Genomic DNA, 16,809 nt, shown 5'->3' on the forward strand with positions numbered 1-16,809 from the left:
CCGTTTTTGTTGTAACGTGTTGTGGTTATCATGTTTACAGCATATCATAAACGGAGGGAATTACAAGAAAACAATTTATGTAAATTGTTTAAATATAAAGACTTATGCGTTTTGCATAAGGCATAAAGATAAGTAACTGAGGGGGCTGAGTTTAATGAAGGTTTTATTGCTGGGATCAGCTTTGCTTTTTGTCGCTTTTTTTTTGCATGTGTTACTATGGAATATTAGGATTCCCAAGCATCAAGTGAGATCATTGTTGGTTCTGTTTTTCTTCACACTGATTTTTGGTCTGTTTGCAATATTTTTAATTTCTAGTATGCAGATTCCCGATATATTTATTATTACAAGGATGTCTGTGTATCTTCATGTCTGTTTTTTTTATGTTTCCGTAGTTTTAGTATATATCGTTACCTATCCAGCAATAGAGGTTGATAGTCCTTCTCTTGTTATCATTATGAGTGTCGCGCATGCGCGGGCAGATGGGTTAGCTAAGGATAAGTTATATACATTGTTAACAAATGATGTTTTGGTTAAACCTCGAGTCGATGATCTTATTTTTGAAGATATGCTTACTCTTGATGGTGATAGGCTAAGGATCACCAAAAAGGGGAGTATGTTTATTCGTATATTTGTTATGTATCGAAAAATAATGAATCTTAATCAGAGTAATGGGTAAAGTTAGTATGGATTATTTGATAATAGTTATCCCCATAATAGGTTTAGTGGTCAATGTATGTGTGCAACTGCTCAGTTTTAGGTGTATTCGTAGTGTTGCTTTGTTAAAATCAGTTTACTTAGGTTTTACAATTGGATATATATGTTTACTAACAATGGTGTTTTATTGGTGTGTTTCCTCGCGGAATGACTATTTTTATATTGTCACAAATAGTGTTATCTATACATCATTAGGCTATTGTTATTTTAATTTTATTTGTTTAGGTCAAACGGGACGCAGAATAAGAATTCTAGACGAATTATCTAATGAGTCTAACGGACTTACTTTGGATGCATTGCTGGAAAGATATAATGCGAGAGATGTTATTGATAACAGAATTAATAGATTGCTCAATAATGGACAGATTATATGTAGGCAGGGCAAGTATTTTATCGGAAAACCAATGGTTCTAAATATGTCTAAGCTTATATTGATGCTTAAACTTTTAATTCAAGGGAAAAAAAGTGAGTTTGACAGATAGTGATGGACGGTAAATAAATGATTCTCATTAATTCTTCACCTAAAAATGCATTAAAAATATTTCAGCCATTTTTGCCTATATACATTCCCATTGGAATAGGTTGTTTAGCAACACATGCTAAAAAAAATGGAGTGCGAACTCTTGTAGTTGACGAGCAGGTTGAAGATGATGCATTTGCTTTGATTCAAACAAACATTAAGAATTTTAAAAAGCCCTATATATTCGGTTTTAGTGTTTTAACGGCAGGATTAAAAAGTGCATTAGCTTTAGCTGCTAAATTAAAAAGAAACTATCCTGATTCAATAAATATATTTGGAGGGATACATCCGACTGCAATGCCTGACGAGATTATGCAATTTAATTGTGTTGATTATGTAGTTCGGGGAGAGGGTGAAATAAATATAGTTAATTTATACAATGCAATTAAGAATGGAGACGATATATCATCTATTCCTAGTTTATCTTTTAGGAAAGACGGAAAGATTGTTCACAACCCTATCAGTTGTGTTCATGATAATGAATATATTAATTATCCTTTTCCGTATCATTTGTTCGCTAAAAACAAGCATAAGTATGATTTCGGTTTTGTTATTAGTTCAAGGGGCTGTCCCTATGAATGTATTTTCTGTAGTAATAGAGTTACCACTGGGAAAAGATATTACTTTAAAAGCCCGGAAGTTATAATCGATGAGCTTAATACACTTTACCATAAGTATAATCAAAGACACATACAGTTTCTTGATGATAATTTTCTAGTAAATAAGGAGAGGGTGTATGTACTCTTGGAATATATAAGAAAGAGCAGCCTTGATAAGAAAATGGTATTTAATTTTCAGTCGCGTGGGGACAACACAGACTACAAACTTATGGAAGAATTATATAGAACTGGATTTAAAAATGTATTTTTTGGCCTCGAAACAGCTTCCGAAGAAATAATGAAGACCATTAAAAAAGGCGAAACAGTTGCCCAATGCATAGATGCCGTTAATATGGCTAAAAAAATAGGTTTTCATGTGAGTGCGACGTTTATTTATGGTCTCCCCGGTGATACTCATAAGGACAGAATGGATTGTGTGAGGCTTTGCAAAGACCTGAAGTTGGATTTGGTTCGTTTTAACAATGCAACGCCATATCCAGGGACTGAATTATACGATATAGCGAAGAACACCAAAAGGTTATATGTACAGGGGATGTATGAGAATTTTAATTCAGTGTCGACCTTTATAGAGAATCCATTTAAAAAGATTCCTTTTTCCTACGTTCCTGAAAATAACACTGAAGAGGAAATAAGAGGCGATATTCTCTATAGTTATTTCAAATATTATATGGATATAAATAAAATCAGAGCGATTTTTGAGAAGCCCGAACAAAATGAAGGGTGGTTTAACGCAGGGGAAAAGGTTACGGAGGTCGTTGCTAAGATTCCATCGTTATGTGTGCTTGGATTCATGATGTTTATAAAATATATCCAGTTATTTTATTTTCGCTACATGAAAAAGACTATAGGGTCGTTTGTTGAAAGATTGCGGTAGGTATCAAAATAGCTAATAGTGACAACTGATATTATTCATTGAAAATATTAAGAACGGAGAAAACGTGTCTGTCCTCAGCAATAAATACGGCAAACAGCTATTAGAAAGCAATTCACCTACGGTAGTTGATAGAGCCTCTATTTTCTTTCTGTTTGTCATTTTTACTCTATTTTATTTCTTTTATGGCGGAAAATATTTTATTGGGGATAGTGGATTATGCTATTCAGCTTTTGCGTCTCTTTGTACGAGATTAGAATATGTTAATATATTTGATTATATCAAAGGGTATAAAGAATGGGGTCCAATTGATTATGACACCTTGGTATATGCGCAAGAATTGGTAAAAACCTTCAGGTATGATGCTTTGATTGCCCATCCAATATTCCTGCCGTTAGAAATATTAGGATATAATCTTTTACATGTATTTGTTCCCCATATCCAATACATGGTATCCAGTCAAGTCACCATGTCTCTGGTAAGTGCTTTGGGAGTAGTATGGTTCTATCAGATTATGAAAATATCTGGTAAAAGCACGCTTATATCAATTATTGGAGCATCAATCCTCGGATTATCGTTCATATATCGTAATAACGCAGAGGGTGATACGGGTATCTTGAGTTATATTGCACTTATTATGGTTCTAAGAGTTCACTTTAAATATATCAGTGGAGGCAGAACTATCCTTAATACGATATGGTACGGAGTGTGTTTTTCTTTTTCACTTCTTCTCTACAATAGTCCATTGGTTTTACTTCCGGGCCTTTTTGTAAGTTATCTTATGGTAGAAAAAGACTTTAAGAAGGTGGTGCAATTTGTGGTTGTATCTTTTTTTGTTGTATTATTTTGTACTAATTACTTCTATACAATTATTTTTAAATATATCGACTCAGTATTTTATAGCGGAAACATATATGGCTTTCAGTGCAAAGATTTCTGGGAGAATATGGCGTATGTCTTCCATTTTATGGGGGCGCACGGAGGATTGAAAGGAGGTATCATTCTTGTAGGTTACAATTTGTTCTATAATGTAACCCAATTACTCATTTTAGCGCCAAAGGTACTATCTTTTCCAATTGGCGTGCTCATAATATATTGTATGGCATCAATTACGATGGTAAAGATCAAAAAAGATAATGACAAATATTTTACCACTATTATTACAATATTATTTTTTCTACTTTTGTATATATTTGGTGCTGGTGTGTATCATGTAAAACAGGTGTCAGTGATATTTCCTTTTGTTGTCTATGTAATTTCAGAAGGAATATCTGTTAAATCAAAGGGACTGTTCGCGGGTTTCTTTAATATACGAATGACGAACATACTTATTGCAGTTTATTCTTTTGTTTTGATCGGTGGCATTGTATTTGATAGTTTTTATCCATTTAAAGGAGCTAATGCCTATTATAATTGGAATCCTCCTCAGGACAAAATGCTACTTAGTCAGGATTTTTATGATACATTGAATGCAAAACTGAAAAGGAATTCAATAATATTGTATGATTATTCCTATGTAGGTGATACGTTAGGTAACGATATATCAATAAAGACAGATCTTTTAAGTCCCTGTAATGGTAATTTCTGCCATCTGTGGATGGCTGGAAATTTTAGTCCTTTCTTTCTTGAGTATTTTATGGAAATTAATAATCCCAGGGAGTTTTATATGTTATCATCGCAAGGGGATACAGAGTTTATATTAGTTCCAAAGGATAAATATTTGAGCGAATATCTTTTATTTGAAAGGCAATTTGATTACGAAAAAAAATGGTATATTTATAAATATGATGGTAAAGTTATAAATAAGCAGAACGTATTTATCATTTTTAATAGAGAACATGGCTCCCTTCCAACTAATTCACTATATTCTATGCAAGATTTATACTGGAAACGGGGTGTGTATAAAAATAAAAAAACATTGGCATTAGTCCCTGTCGAAGATGATGTCATAGGTAATAATAGATATAGAAAGTCAAAAAGCCTTGTATACTGGTAGTGTGAAAATGAGAAAAGATTACATTATATGAAAATTGCAATTCTAATAGATCAACTTATACCTGGTGGGGTGCAAAAGATTGCTGTCAAGGAAGTGCAATATTTAAGACTAATGGGTGTTGATGCAACCCTTCTCGTTATTATGAGAGTGAAGGATCAGGAAAAATATATTTCAATGCTTGAAGGTGTCCCCTGTGAGTATATTTCAGATCGTTATCCGAAATATTTACGACGTACAATAAAACTTCCAGTGTTTCATTTCTTATCAACTTTGCATTTGCTCAGTCCTTATTTAGCTCCACGATATATTAATAAAAATGAATATGACTGCATAATGAGTCATAATACCACAACCTGTCTTACTGCTCAGATGTTGTGGCGAAAAAAGAAAATACCATATATTGCCTTTGTGTGGGATCCTATGAACTATATTTTAACGAAAGTGTATTCACGCACACTTTTGCGCGGTTTGTTTCCATTTCTCTCTCCATTTGTCAGGAAAATTGAATATTCTTTCTTGCGCGATGCAACACTTGTATTAACTGGATCTAATGTGCATTCTGAGTTTTTACATAAAAAACACGATATAGATTCCGAAATACTATACCCTGGGTGTGTTTTTTCCAAAAAGATACCAGAAAAGAGAGGCGATCATATGCTTGCGCTTACCAGGTGGGATAATGATAAGAAACCACATATGCTACTTGATTTGATTAGAAATCTTCCGGACGCGAAATTGATGATGGTAGGAACATGGACAAAAAAAGATGATTATAAGGAGTTCTTACTGAATATTCAGAAATACAATCTACAGGATAGAGTGAAAATTATCGATAGTTTCGGAGATAATACACTTTCTGATTTTGGACGCGAAGCAAGGTTTTTTATACATCCCAATTTTGAAGCTTTTGGCATGGGTGCGTTAGAACTTGCTGCACATGGTTGTCCAATGATAATCCCAAAGGGCTCCGGTGTTGGTGAAATATTTCAAAACGATGTACATGGGTTATTTCCCGAAAAAGAAAATTATGATCAATTTGAAATTGCAGTTACAAAACTGTTGAATGATGAAAGGTGCGCATACGAAATGGGGCGTTCTGCTTGGAAAAGGGCCAAAGAATATTCATGGGAAAATCATGCACGATGTTTACTTAACTATATAAAGAAGGCTGTTGTATGAAAGTATTTATTACCGGCGGAGCTGGGTTTGTGGGAAGTCATGTAGTCGATAGACTTATTGGCGAAAACGAGATAGTCGTTTATGACAATCTCTCTTCAGGGGAAAGATCTTTTATCCAAAAACATGAGGGTTCTAAAAATTTCACCTTTATTGAAGGTGATTTAATAGACAGACCTCTTCTTGAAAAATCAATAAAAGGATCCGATGCTGTCTATCATTTTGCCGCAAATCCTGATATACGCTATGGCATAGAGTATACTGACACTGATTTAACACAAGGGACAATAGCTACATATAATGTACTAGAGGCAATGCGGCTTGCAGATGTGAAGAAAATTATTTTTTCTTCAAGTTCAGTGGTGTATGGAGAACCACATCAGTTTCCTACTTCTGAAGACTATGGTCCTATGTTGCCTATATCGCTTTATGGGGCAAGTAAACTTGCTTGCGAAGGTCTTATTACGTCCTTTAGCCATACATTTGGTATTACATCATGGATTTTTCGTTTTGCAAATATAATTGGAAAGAGGCAAACGCACGGTCTTCTCGTTGATTTAATTGCAAAACTGGATAAAAATAAAACCGTGTTACCAGTGCTTGGTGACGGTTTGCAGGAAAAATCATATTTGTATATCGATGATTGCATTGATGGAATTTTGTATGCTGTTGGACATGCAAATGAATCTATGAATGTTTATAATTTAAGCGCAGGCGACCAAATATCCGTTAGTGAGATTGTTTCAATATTTGCCAAAAAGTACACTGAAATGACTCATAGTCAATTTGAGATATCATATGAGAATAAATCCCGTGGGTGGCAAGGTGATGTTGTTAAGGTAAAACTTGATGCTGCGAAAATTAATTCACTAGGGTGGAGCGCTCGATACTCATCTAAAAGAGCTATAGAGAAAACGGTTGAGGATCTTTTGGGAGGAGCATAGTGCAGGTAATTATTCTCGCGGGTGGGGTAGGAACAAGACTTAGACCACTGACACATACGATTCCAAAATCAATGGTGCCAATACATGGTAAGCCTTTTCTTGCACATAGTATTGAAATGGTACAAAAACAGGGTTTTACTGATATTGTCCTCAGTGTAGGGTATTTAGGAGGACAGATAGAAGACTATTTTGGTGACGGGAAGTCATATGGAGTTAATATACGTTATTCGCGTGAGAAAACACCGCTCGGTACGGGTGGAGCGCTTTTACGTGCAGGGCAATACCTGGAAAAAGAATCTTTTGTATTAAATGGCGATACATATCTCGATGTTGACTATAAAAATATTATAGAATTTTATAGAAAACATGGTGAAAAAGCGGTGATGGTTGTGTATAATAATGCACTTAAATTAGCTGACAACAATGTGTTAATGCGCGAAGGGGATATGGTCCAGTCTTATGATGTGACTACTGAGAGTGACTTTATAGATGCAGGCGTATATATTTTTAACAAGGATGACTTGCCTGAGGACAAAACTGAGGAAGCCATATCTCTCAAGAAAGCAGTTATTGATCCACTCATTACAAATAAATGTCTCCTAGGGTACAAGACAGATAAGCGATATTATGATATTGGGACGAAAGAACGAATAGAAGTTTTTGAAAATGAGGTACTTCAATGATTATATCTCGAACCCCTTTACGGATAAGTTTTGCCGGTGGGGGAACTGATTTTAAGGATTATTATAGGAAAAGCGGTGGGGCTGTTGTCAGTACCTCAATTGATAAATATGTCTACATAACAGTGAATAAGAAGTTTGACCAAAGGATCCGTGTAAGCTATTCGAAGACCGAGATAACCGATAGGGTATCTCAACTGCAGCATGATTTGGTTCGAGAATGTTTAAGATATCTGAAGATTAAGGGTGGAGTGGAAATAACATCTATAGCTGACATTCCGTCGGAGGGAACCGGTCTTGGATCATCAAGTGCTTTCACTGTAGGGTTATTGAATTCTCTGCACGCTTATCAGGGAAAACATGTTTCTGCAAAAAGACTTGCTGAAGATGCATGTAGAATAGAGATTGATGTTGTAAAAGAACCGATTGGAAAACAGGATCAATACATTGCTGCGTATGGAGGGTTGCAATATATTGAATTTAAACCCGATGGACATGTGTATGTCGATCCGATTATTTGCAGTAAAAGAACAAAAAAGAAACTTAATGATAATTTGATAATGTTTTATTTAGATATTACGCGTAAAGCAAACACTATCCTTGCGGGGCAAAAACGAAATATACCTCATACGTATAAGACACTTGATGCAATGAGGGATTTGACAGTCAAAATACGAAAAGCGCTTATCAATAACGCTATCGATGAGTTCGGATCAATATTGCATGAAGGGTGGTTGCTTAAGAAAAAGCTCGCTCAAGGGGTATCGAATCCTTCAATTGATAAATACTATGAAAAAGCTATTAAAAACGGTGCATTAGGAGGGAAGGTGCTTGGAGCTGGTGGAGGCGGTTTTCTGCTTTTTTATTGTCCGAAGAATAAGCAGAACAAGGTACGCAGTGCGCTTAAGAATCTCAAAGAGATGAATATAAATTTTGAACCTCAAGGAGGTAAGATTATTTATGTGGAAGAATAAAAATAATATCGGTTTATTTGCAAAAGAGTATTTCAATGAACTAGTTGAAGCATTTAATTTAATCCCTGAAAATGGTTTTGATGAGATTGTGAATATGCTTCAGTCTGTATATAAAAGTGGCAAGCACGTATTTCTTATCGGAAATGGTGGAAGTGCGGCTACTGCATCACATTTTGCCAATGATTTATCGAAAGGGACTATGTGTGACGGTAAAAAACGATTCAAGGCATTTTCTTTAACAGATAATATTCCACTGGTTACTGCATGGGCAAATGATGCTAATTTTGAAAAGATATTTGTTGAGCAACTTTATAATCTTTTTCAAAAAGGTGATATCGTTATTGCTATAACAGGATCCGGGAACTCGCCAAATATATTAAAGGCTGTTGAATTTGCGAATTCTAAAGGTGGGACAACTTTTGGTTTTATTGGTTTTGAAGGGGGTAAGCTAAAGGATATTGTTCAGAAGAGTATAATAGTAGAATCTAATAAGCAGGAAATAATAGAAGACATTCATTTAATATTAGAGCATATCATATGTAAATACCTTAAATTTAGATTGGAAGAAAGTTCATGAATAAAAAGTCTATTTTGATGATATGCCCTTTTGCGAGTCCTAATATTGGGGGGGTGGAAGCTCATCTTGATAAGCTTATAAATAAACTACTTAAGTTAGATTTTAAAGTGAATCTAGTTGCTTACCAACCTTTAACAACAAAGGCAAAAGGTCCTGCTATTGAAAAAAAAGGAAATCTCGAAATATATCGTGTTCAATGGTTTGGTTATAATCTTTTTCATAAATTAGAGCCTTACTTTTTTGCAACATTCTTTTATCTTTTCCCGGGATTGTTCCTGAAAAGTTTATTTATTTATTTAAAAAAACATAATGATATTGATGTGATTCATGCTCATGGTCTTACGGGTGCTCTTATAGCAAAAATATTAAAGAAGATTCATAAAAAAAGAACGGTTGTAAGTACTCATGCAGTATATAATTTTGAGAAAAGAAACTTATTGTCTGTTCTAGTTAAGTTTATCTTGAAGGATTTTGATAAGGTACTAGCTGTTGGAGAGACGTCTAAAGAAGAACTCAAATATATTGGTATTCCTGAGGAAAAACTTGAGATTCATCCCAATTGGATTGATCTAAATAGATTTGTTCCTCTTGATAAAATAAAATGCAGAGAGCATCTTGGATTTGATAAAAATGCTTTTATTGTCTTTTATCTTGGTAGATTAATAGACTTGAAGGGAGTCAATGTTTTATTGGATGTTGCAAAAGAAGTAATTCCTGATATTAATTTTGTTTTTGCTGGTGATGGCCCTTTATCTGAAGCTATCAAGGATGTTGAAAAAAAATGTGATAATATATTCTTTAGAGGAAAAGTAGATGCTGTTGATATTGTTATGTATTATAATTTAGCGGATATTTTTGTTCTTCCATCTCAATATAATGAAGGTTTTGCAACTGTGATACTAGAATCGATTGCTTGTGGTGTTCCGGTATTAGTAACTAATAAGGGATGTGTTCCATGGTATGTTGATTCAAGTGTTGGCGATGTAATAGATCCTACAAAAGAGAATATAAAAGGGAAAATATTATATTATTGTAATAATCCGGATAAATTAAAAGATAAAGCTTCTTTATGTCGTGAATATGCTAAAAATAAATTCAGTGAAAAGAATTTTGAAGTTATATTGAAAAGCTATGATGAATAAAAATCAAGAATTTAAATTAAATCAAATTTTATCTAAGGTTGGCGATACTTCATTCAGAAGAAGAGTTATGAAAATTCTGGAGTATCTTGATATAAAACCTGGCGATAGAATTTTAGATTGTGGTTGTGGTGAAGGGTTTTACACAATGATAATCAAGGAGCTTTATGGATCCGAATGCGATCTAATATCAATGGATATGGATTTTGAGTTAGTAAAAAAAGCAAGTTCCTGGTTAAATGATAAAACGGAAAAGAAATTTTATATAGCTGATGTTGGAAAACTGCCTTTTAAAAATAGTGTGTTTGATAAAATAATTTTTAGTGAAGTTTTGGAGCATGTCGAAGATGATGAGCATGTTCTTGTAGAAATAAAAAGAGTATTTAAAGATTCAGGCACGATTGCTGTTACAGTTCCAAATCATAATTATCCGCTATTGTGGGATCCATTTAACAAAATTCGTGAGAGCTTAGGGTTAGGCCACTTTAGTCCAGATAATGGATTTTGGGGTGGATTATGGGCTATGCATTTGAGATTGTATTATTTGCAAGATATAATTAAGTTGATTGAATCAGTTGGTTTTAAAGTGAATGATAAAAGCATGATAACTCATTATTGTTTGCCTTTTAATCATAATATTCTTTATGTTGGGAAAAGGCTTGGAAGTTTTATGCCAATTCCAAAGTCTTTGTCTGAATCAATGGAAAAATTTGAATGGAAAACAAAACAAGATAGTGTTTTTTATCGTTTCATACAATTTTGTATGAAAATAATTAATATTATTGATAAAAAAAATGATAAGGCAGAAAAAGATTATAATAAAAGTTCAGTATGTATTGCGTGTAAAGTATTAAAACAATAGCATTATATATGGAGTAATATGAAAAAAGATTATATACATAGAGAACGTTGGTTACAGGCGCAAGATATAGAGAAGGTATTTTGGAATAGAGCGAATTTTAGGGATAATGAATATGAAGAAATAGATATTAAATATTCAAGGATATTTAAATTAATTGAAGAAAAATATAATTTTACAGATTCTACAAAAATATTAGATCTTGGTTGTGGAGCAACATGTCCATCAACAATATTTAAAATAGGTGTAAAATATGGTGTTGATCCATTGGTAGACTGTTTTTTAGATGAAGATAAAATAAAATTAAAAAATAAGATAGAATTGAGAAAAGGAGATGGAGAAAATATTCCATTTGAAGATAAATTATTTGATGTTGTGTTATGTAGAAATGCTTTAGATCATATGGATAATATATGTAGGGTGATGCAAGAGGTAGCTAGAGTAACTAAAGATGATGGTTTAGTGATTTTATCAGTATACACCTATACAAAGTTTATTGCTTTCTTGAAAATAACCAGCGAATTTATTCCTTTTTTGAGAAATGTTGAACATCCTCATACATTTACTCCAGAAAATTTCATAAAATTTTGCGAGAAATATTTCAAAATATTAGAAACAAGCGTGGTGTTTGAGGGGAAGAATTCAATCGATTATGGTAAAATTAATACAGAACTCAACGTTCCTTTTTTACACAAAGTTTTTGCTTGGGTTAATAAAAGTGTATTTATGAACAAATGGTTTTTAAAAGAGTATTTAATTATTAGTAAGAAATGAGATTATTATGAATAATAAAAAAATTGTTTTGTTTCATCCAAATCCGTTTTCAGCAACAAGACCTTATTATGGGGCTCCTCTAGGTGTTTTAGCCATTTCTCGATTGTTATATAAAGAAGGGTACGATATTAAGGTTGTTCATCCTATAACTCATAAGCAATTTAAGCAGGTTGTTGTTGAAGAATGTAAAGATGCAATATGTTTAGGTATTTCAAGTATTACGGGATATCAAATATTTGAGGGAAGAGATGTTGCAAAAGCAGTTAAAGAAAGATATCCAAATTTGCCTATTATTTGGGGTGGATGGCATCCTTCAATTTTACCTTTAGAAACAATAAAAGATGAAACAGTAGATATTGTTGTTAAGGGGCAGGGGGAATGGACCTTTCCTGAATTAGTAAAATGTATAGAAAATAATGGAGATAAAAAAGATATTTTAGGTATTGTTTATAAGGAAAATGGAAATGTTATAGAAAATTCTGAAAGACCAATTCAAAATCTGAATGATCTGCCTCCAATTCCATATGATCTAATTTCAGATATAGAAAAATTTATAGTTAAACAGGAATATGGAAATCGATCTTTAAATTATTATACAAGTATGGGATGTCCTCATAGATGTGGTTTTTGTGTTGAAGAGATAGTTACTAAAAGAAAATGGGTATCTCTTTCTGCTGATAATATTGTTGCTGAACTTGAGGAAATGAAAGAAAAGTATAATATTGATTCTGTTGCAATAATTGATAGTAATTTTTTTACGGACCGAGATCGTGTTAAGAAGATGTGCGAGTTAATGATAGAAAGAAAAGTAAATATGATTTGGGGTAATGTAAATGGGAGAACTACAACCTTAACTAAATATTATGACGACGATTTGTGGGCATTGATGAAACTCAGTGGTCTTGGGTGCGTTTTGACAGGCGCTGAATCTGCGGATCAAGAAACACTTGATTATATGAATAAAGATATTAATGCTGATGATGTCTTGAAATTAGCTCAATATTGCAATAAATATGATATAAAATTGTTATGTTCTTATCTGGTGGGATTTCCATGGTCAAAAGATCCGTTGATTTGCCAAAGAAAGGTTCAGGATGAAATAACAGTTTCATTAGTTCAAATAAAAAAACTTTTCCGTATATTTTCTCGTATTCGATTTATGTTTGCTCTATATTTACCTTATCCTAGTACGACTTTATTTGATGCTTCTAAATCATTAGGAATTGAAATACCAACAAGTTTTGCCGGGTGGAGTAATTTTTTAATTGCCGCAGAGGATGCAACTAAATTAAAAGTGAGGCAGACGTGGATTAATAAAAAACAAGCTAGATTAGTGTTAATTCTATCTACCTATTTTTTCTTTTTTCTTGATCCTGATTCCTATGATCTGGTAGGAAATAAGATTAAAAGTAAAATTTATAAGTTAGTGTATTTTATTGGTTTTTATTTGTTCAAGTTTATTGTGCTTTTGAGATGGAAATTAAACTTTTATACATTCCCATTTGATTTTTATATTTATAATTTTCTTCGTAAGTATTCTGGTCTAGGGTGAGAACTCTTTATTTATGAATATATTATTTATTAATATTGCAACAGATGATACCTATCCAACAGGTATTGGGGCTATATCTGCGTTTTTAAAAAAATATGGCCACAAAACTCAATTAATTAATCTTGTAGCTAAAGATTCCGCAATTACTAAAATCCAATATAATATTATTAAGGAAGAAATTAGTTTATCTAAACCAAAAATTGTAGGGTTTACAGTTTTTGAAACAGGTCTTAATTGGGTAAATCAAATAAGTGATTTTATAAAAAAAATAGACAACACAATAAAAATAATAGCCGGAGGGTATTATCCTACTCTTGCTCCTAATGATGTAATCATGTGTCCATCTATTGATATTATTTGCAGGGGGGAAGGGGAGCAGTCATTATTGGAGTTAGTAAATAATCTTGAAAATGGTAATGATATTAAAAAAATAAATAATTTGTGGGTTAAGGAAAATGGAGAAATATTTAAAAATGAAATTAGGCCATTAATAGAAAACATTGATGGTCTTCCATTTTGGGATAGGGAAATGTTTGATTATCAGTCTCATATTGATCATTCTGGGAAAGGTAATAGAAATGTAAAAGTAATGGCAAGTAGGGGATGTCCATATAAATGTACGTATTGCTCAAATTTTTATTTTAAAGAGCTTTATCCTAACAAAGAGAAATATTTAAGGATTAGAAGTGTTGATAATGTAATTTCAGAATTAATAAATCTGAAAGATAATTTAAAATTCGATTATTTTGGTTTTCATGATGATAATTTAACTTTATTCCAGTCTTGGTTAAAAGAATTTAGTATTAAATATCGACAGAATATTAAAATGCCATTTTATTGTGCTGCAAGAGTTGAAACCTGCTCTGACGAAAATTTAGATTATTTGAAAGAAGCGGGTTGTTTTATGGTATTAGTCGGAATTGAATCAGGAGATGAAAAATTTAGAAAAGAAAAAATGAATCGAAATATGTCCAATGAATTAATAGTCAATGCATGTAAAAAAATTAAAGAGCGAAATATGAATGTATGGACATTTAATATGCTTGGTATGCCGGGTGAGACAAAATTTAGTCTTATTAAAACAATATTTCTTAATTGGAAAATTGGTCCTGATTTTGCGATGACAACAATATATTATCCATTTAAGGGTACAGAAATGGGAGACTATTGTTATAAGCTAGGAATTGTAAATGATGTAAAGAAGCGTTTGGTTGGTTCATATGCCAATAATACGATATTGAATCACCCTCATATAACCGGTTTTGAAATGAAAATTGCTAAATATCTAACGACATTATCAGCAATAAGAAGTCGATATTTTTTTAAAGAAGTTAAAGAACGTATTAAGAAACTTATACGGAATCGATAAGTAATGAATAATAATGAAAATACGGTGATATCTTTTGTTGCTTCTCAACTTTTATTTGAATCTGCAGGAACTGGTGGCGACATTGTTTTTTGTAAAGTAGCTGCAAATGCTGTAGACTACAGTAATGAAGTTAATATAATTGCTCCAATATATTTCAAAGAAAAGTTTGCATCAAAAAAAATTAAAATCAGACATTTATCTTTGGGAAAATTAGATTCTTTATTTTATTCGTGTCGATACCCTATATTAGTTCCATTAGTATACTTTTATAGAATATTTACAACTTTAAAGTCTCTAAATAATATTAAATCGAAAATTATTTTTACATCTGGAGATTTTATTTGTAATACTGGTGCAGTTTTTTTACATAAAATATTTGGTAGAAAGAGAACAATATGGGTTGCATATGTTTTTCATATTATTCCAAATTTGAATTTTAGAAAGGTAGGGAATTTATTTGGTAATATTTTTTCACTAGTTTCACAGAAATTGAGTCTTATATTGATAAAAAATAAGGCGGACTATGTTTTATATCAGAATGAAAATGTTAGGGAGGTTCTTTTATCTTGTGGTATTTCTTCTCAAAGACTTATATATGTTCCTAATGGTATAGAACTTGATGAAATTAATAGAATAAAAAATAACAAGCATGATAAGTGTATATCAGCCTGTTATCTAGGTAGATTAAATGCAACCAAAGGTATTATTGACTTAATAAGAGCCTGGAAAATAGTTGTAGGTGAATTTCATGATGCAAAATTAGTTATTATTGGTCATGGATATGGTGATTATTATAAACTAATAAAATCAACTATTGAAGAGTTAGGATTCGAAAGAAATATTGAAATAACAGGCTTTATTGATAGAGACATAGTTTATGAAAATCTGGCATCTGCTAAGATGTTTGTAAGCGCGAGCTATGAAGAAGGTTGGGGGATATCAATCATGGAGGCTCTTGCTTTTGATCTACCAGTTATTGCATATGATTTAAAGGTCTATAGAGAAATATTTAAAGAATGTATAAATACAGTTAATATTGGGGATTATAAAGAATTGGCTGAAAAAATAGTAGATATTATGCAGCATTATGATATATATAAAGAACAAGTTATGGCTAAAAAATTTGATTTATGTAAATATGATTGGAAAATCATAACAAAAAATCTTTTTAAAAAGGTTGTTGTAAAATAAATATGAAGATTATGTGATTTATATCAGAAGGGATTAAAAATAGAAATGATTATTTTAATCGGATTTATTTTAATTTGTAGTGTAATTTATTTAAGTTATAAACTAATTTTATATAATTATAATAAATATAAGGTTTTTATTCTTGGATATTATTGTTTGAGCATTGATGAAGAAAAGAAACTAATGAAATGTATTAAAAACGATATAATATCATCGTTGTTATTTTTTAACTCATCATTATTTGAGAAATATATTCGAGGTGTTTTCTTTAAAGTGATTATTAAGTCTGGCACCCACACATTAATTGGTCCAAAAGTGAGGATTAATTATACTAATGGTGTGAAAATTGGTAATATGGTGCATATTAGAGGATATTCTTATATTTCAGCATGGTCAGCTTCTCAATATGGTATTATTATTGGAGATCGTTCTAAAATTGGAGAATATGTTAGATTAGATTCTGCTGGTGGTAAAATTATTTTGGGAGAAAATGTAGCAATAGGTCCTAATTGTTATATATATGCTTATGGTATAATAGACATTGGGAATAATTGCCTAATCGCGGATAATACTAAGATATTTGCTTCAAATCATATTTACAAAAATCCAGACCAGTTAATTGGCGCTCAAGGTGTTGATCATAAAGGTGTCAAGCTTGAAGATGATGTTTGGATTGGATCTTCATGTGTTATTTTGGATGGGGTTAAAATTGGTAAAGGGGCTATTGTAGGTGCGGGAAGTGTTGTAACAAAAGATGTTGAACCATTTACACTTGTTGCAGGTAGTCCAGCAAGATTTATTAAAAGTCGTGGTTAATATATTAAAAAGTATAAATGTGAGTAATTAATATAGT

Annotated in this window: 16 protein-coding genes; all 16 read left to right on the forward strand. The window is 32.0% G+C overall.

What is annotated here, in order from left to right:
• Nucleotides 1-154: 154 nt before the first annotated feature.
• The 16 genes from P9M13_00655 to P9M13_00730 all read left to right on the forward strand — a co-directional run bounded on the left by P9M13_00655 (nt 155) and on the right by P9M13_00730 (nt 16,772).
• Nucleotides 155-676: a hypothetical protein gene (locus tag P9M13_00655; protein MDP8261796.1), complete on the forward strand. Its 522-nt coding sequence runs from the start codon at nt 155-157 to the stop codon at nt 674-676.
• A 7-nt stretch (nt 677-683) separates the two neighbouring features.
• Nucleotides 684-1,196, forward strand: a complete 513-nt coding sequence (locus P9M13_00660) for a hypothetical protein (protein MDP8261797.1) — start codon at nt 684-686, stop codon at nt 1,194-1,196.
• 17 nt (nt 1,197-1,213) lie between these two features.
• Nucleotides 1,214-2,728, forward strand: a complete 1,515-nt coding sequence (locus tag P9M13_00665; GenBank protein MDP8261798.1) for a radical SAM protein — start codon at nt 1,214-1,216, stop codon at nt 2,726-2,728.
• A 64-nt stretch (nt 2,729-2,792) separates the two neighbouring features.
• Nucleotides 2,793-4,721, forward strand: a complete 1,929-nt coding sequence (locus P9M13_00670) for a hypothetical protein (protein MDP8261799.1) — start codon at nt 2,793-2,795, stop codon at nt 4,719-4,721.
• A 27-nt stretch (nt 4,722-4,748) separates the two neighbouring features.
• Nucleotides 4,749-5,900 (forward strand): glycosyltransferase family 4 protein, encoded by a 1,152-nt coding sequence (locus P9M13_00675; protein MDP8261800.1) that lies wholly within the window; start codon nt 4,749-4,751, stop codon nt 5,898-5,900.
• On the forward strand, nt 5,897-6,841 hold the full coding sequence (locus tag P9M13_00680; protein MDP8261801.1) for an NAD-dependent epimerase/dehydratase family protein: 945 nt from the start codon (nt 5,897-5,899) through the stop codon (nt 6,839-6,841). The genes P9M13_00675 and P9M13_00680 overlap by 4 nt, the downstream gene beginning before the upstream one ends.
• On the forward strand, nt 6,841-7,524 hold the full coding sequence (locus tag P9M13_00685) for a sugar phosphate nucleotidyltransferase (GenBank protein MDP8261802.1): 684 nt from the start codon (nt 6,841-6,843) through the stop codon (nt 7,522-7,524). Before P9M13_00680 ends, P9M13_00685 begins: the two co-directional genes overlap by 1 nt.
• The gene (locus P9M13_00690; GenBank protein MDP8261803.1) at nt 7,521-8,495 is read left to right on the forward strand and encodes a hypothetical protein; all 975 of its coding nucleotides are present in this window, start codon (nt 7,521-7,523) and stop codon (nt 8,493-8,495) included. Before P9M13_00685 ends, P9M13_00690 begins: the two co-directional genes overlap by 4 nt.
• Nucleotides 8,482-9,072, forward strand: coding sequence for an SIS domain-containing protein (locus tag P9M13_00695; protein ID MDP8261804.1), 591 nt, complete (start codon nt 8,482-8,484; stop codon nt 9,070-9,072). The genes P9M13_00690 and P9M13_00695 overlap by 14 nt, the downstream gene beginning before the upstream one ends.
• A complete protein-coding gene (locus P9M13_00700) occupies nt 9,069-10,214 on the forward strand; it encodes a glycosyltransferase family 4 protein (GenBank protein ID MDP8261805.1) in 1,146 nt (381 codons plus the stop codon). The genes P9M13_00695 and P9M13_00700 overlap by 4 nt, the downstream gene beginning before the upstream one ends.
• The gene (locus P9M13_00705; GenBank protein MDP8261806.1) at nt 10,204-11,073 is read left to right on the forward strand and encodes a methyltransferase domain-containing protein; all 870 of its coding nucleotides are present in this window, start codon (nt 10,204-10,206) and stop codon (nt 11,071-11,073) included. The genes P9M13_00700 and P9M13_00705 overlap by 11 nt, the downstream gene beginning before the upstream one ends.
• Nucleotides 11,074-11,091: 18 nt before the next feature.
• Entirely contained in the window at nt 11,092-11,844 is a 753-nt protein-coding gene (locus tag P9M13_00710; protein ID MDP8261807.1) for a class I SAM-dependent methyltransferase, read from the forward strand.
• A 7-nt stretch (nt 11,845-11,851) separates the two neighbouring features.
• Nucleotides 11,852-13,396 carry a radical SAM protein gene (locus tag P9M13_00715; protein MDP8261808.1) on the forward strand — a complete coding sequence of 515 codons (1,545 nt, stop codon included), beginning with the start codon at nt 11,852-11,854 and terminating at the stop codon, nt 13,394-13,396.
• A 13-nt stretch (nt 13,397-13,409) separates the two neighbouring features.
• Nucleotides 13,410-14,765, forward strand: coding sequence for a radical SAM protein (locus P9M13_00720; protein ID MDP8261809.1), 1,356 nt, complete (start codon nt 13,410-13,412; stop codon nt 14,763-14,765).
• Nucleotides 14,766-14,768: 3 nt separating this feature from the next.
• On the forward strand, nt 14,769-15,956 hold the full coding sequence (locus P9M13_00725) for a glycosyltransferase family 4 protein (protein MDP8261810.1): 1,188 nt from the start codon (nt 14,769-14,771) through the stop codon (nt 15,954-15,956).
• A gap of 45 nt (nt 15,957-16,001) precedes the next feature.
• Nucleotides 16,002-16,772 (forward strand): DapH/DapD/GlmU-related protein, encoded by a 771-nt coding sequence (locus P9M13_00730; protein ID MDP8261811.1) that lies wholly within the window; start codon nt 16,002-16,004, stop codon nt 16,770-16,772.
• Nucleotides 16,773-16,809: the final 37 nt, after the last annotated feature.

The sequence above is a fragment of the Candidatus Ancaeobacter aquaticus genome, from assembly GCA_030765405.1.
Lineage (GTDB): Bacteria > Auribacterota > Ancaeobacteria > Ancaeobacterales > Ancaeobacteraceae > Ancaeobacter > Ancaeobacter aquaticus.

What these genes read in the sequence shown, in the direction of transcription:
- P9M13_00675 (MDP8261800.1), top strand. Translation starts at nt 4,749, where the DNA reads ATGAAAATTGCAATTCTAATAGATCAACTTATACCTGGTGGGGTGCAA.
- P9M13_00655 (MDP8261796.1), top strand. Translation starts at nt 155, where the DNA reads ATGAAGGTTTTATTGCTGGGATCAGCTTTGCTTTTTGTCGCTTTTTTT.
- P9M13_00715 (MDP8261808.1), top strand. Translation starts at nt 11,852, where the DNA reads ATGAATAATAAAAAAATTGTTTTGTTTCATCCAAATCCGTTTTCAGCA.
- P9M13_00680 (MDP8261801.1), top strand. Translation starts at nt 5,897, where the DNA reads ATGAAAGTATTTATTACCGGCGGAGCTGGGTTTGTGGGAAGTCATGTA.
- P9M13_00690 (MDP8261803.1), top strand. Translation starts at nt 7,521, where the DNA reads ATGATTATATCTCGAACCCCTTTACGGATAAGTTTTGCCGGTGGGGGA.
- P9M13_00705 (MDP8261806.1), top strand. Translation starts at nt 10,204, where the DNA reads ATGATGAATAAAAATCAAGAATTTAAATTAAATCAAATTTTATCTAAG.
- P9M13_00725 (MDP8261810.1), top strand. Translation starts at nt 14,769, where the DNA reads ATGAATAATAATGAAAATACGGTGATATCTTTTGTTGCTTCTCAACTT.
- P9M13_00720 (MDP8261809.1), top strand. Translation starts at nt 13,410, where the DNA reads ATGAATATATTATTTATTAATATTGCAACAGATGATACCTATCCAACA.
- P9M13_00660 (MDP8261797.1), top strand. Translation starts at nt 684, where the DNA reads ATGGATTATTTGATAATAGTTATCCCCATAATAGGTTTAGTGGTCAAT.
- P9M13_00700 (MDP8261805.1), top strand. Translation starts at nt 9,069, where the DNA reads ATGAATAAAAAGTCTATTTTGATGATATGCCCTTTTGCGAGTCCTAAT.
- P9M13_00665 (MDP8261798.1), top strand. Translation starts at nt 1,214, where the DNA reads ATGATTCTCATTAATTCTTCACCTAAAAATGCATTAAAAATATTTCAG.
- P9M13_00695 (MDP8261804.1), top strand. Translation starts at nt 8,482, where the DNA reads ATGTGGAAGAATAAAAATAATATCGGTTTATTTGCAAAAGAGTATTTC.
- P9M13_00730 (MDP8261811.1), top strand. Translation starts at nt 16,002, where the DNA reads ATGATTATTTTAATCGGATTTATTTTAATTTGTAGTGTAATTTATTTA.
- P9M13_00710 (MDP8261807.1), top strand. Translation starts at nt 11,092, where the DNA reads ATGAAAAAAGATTATATACATAGAGAACGTTGGTTACAGGCGCAAGAT.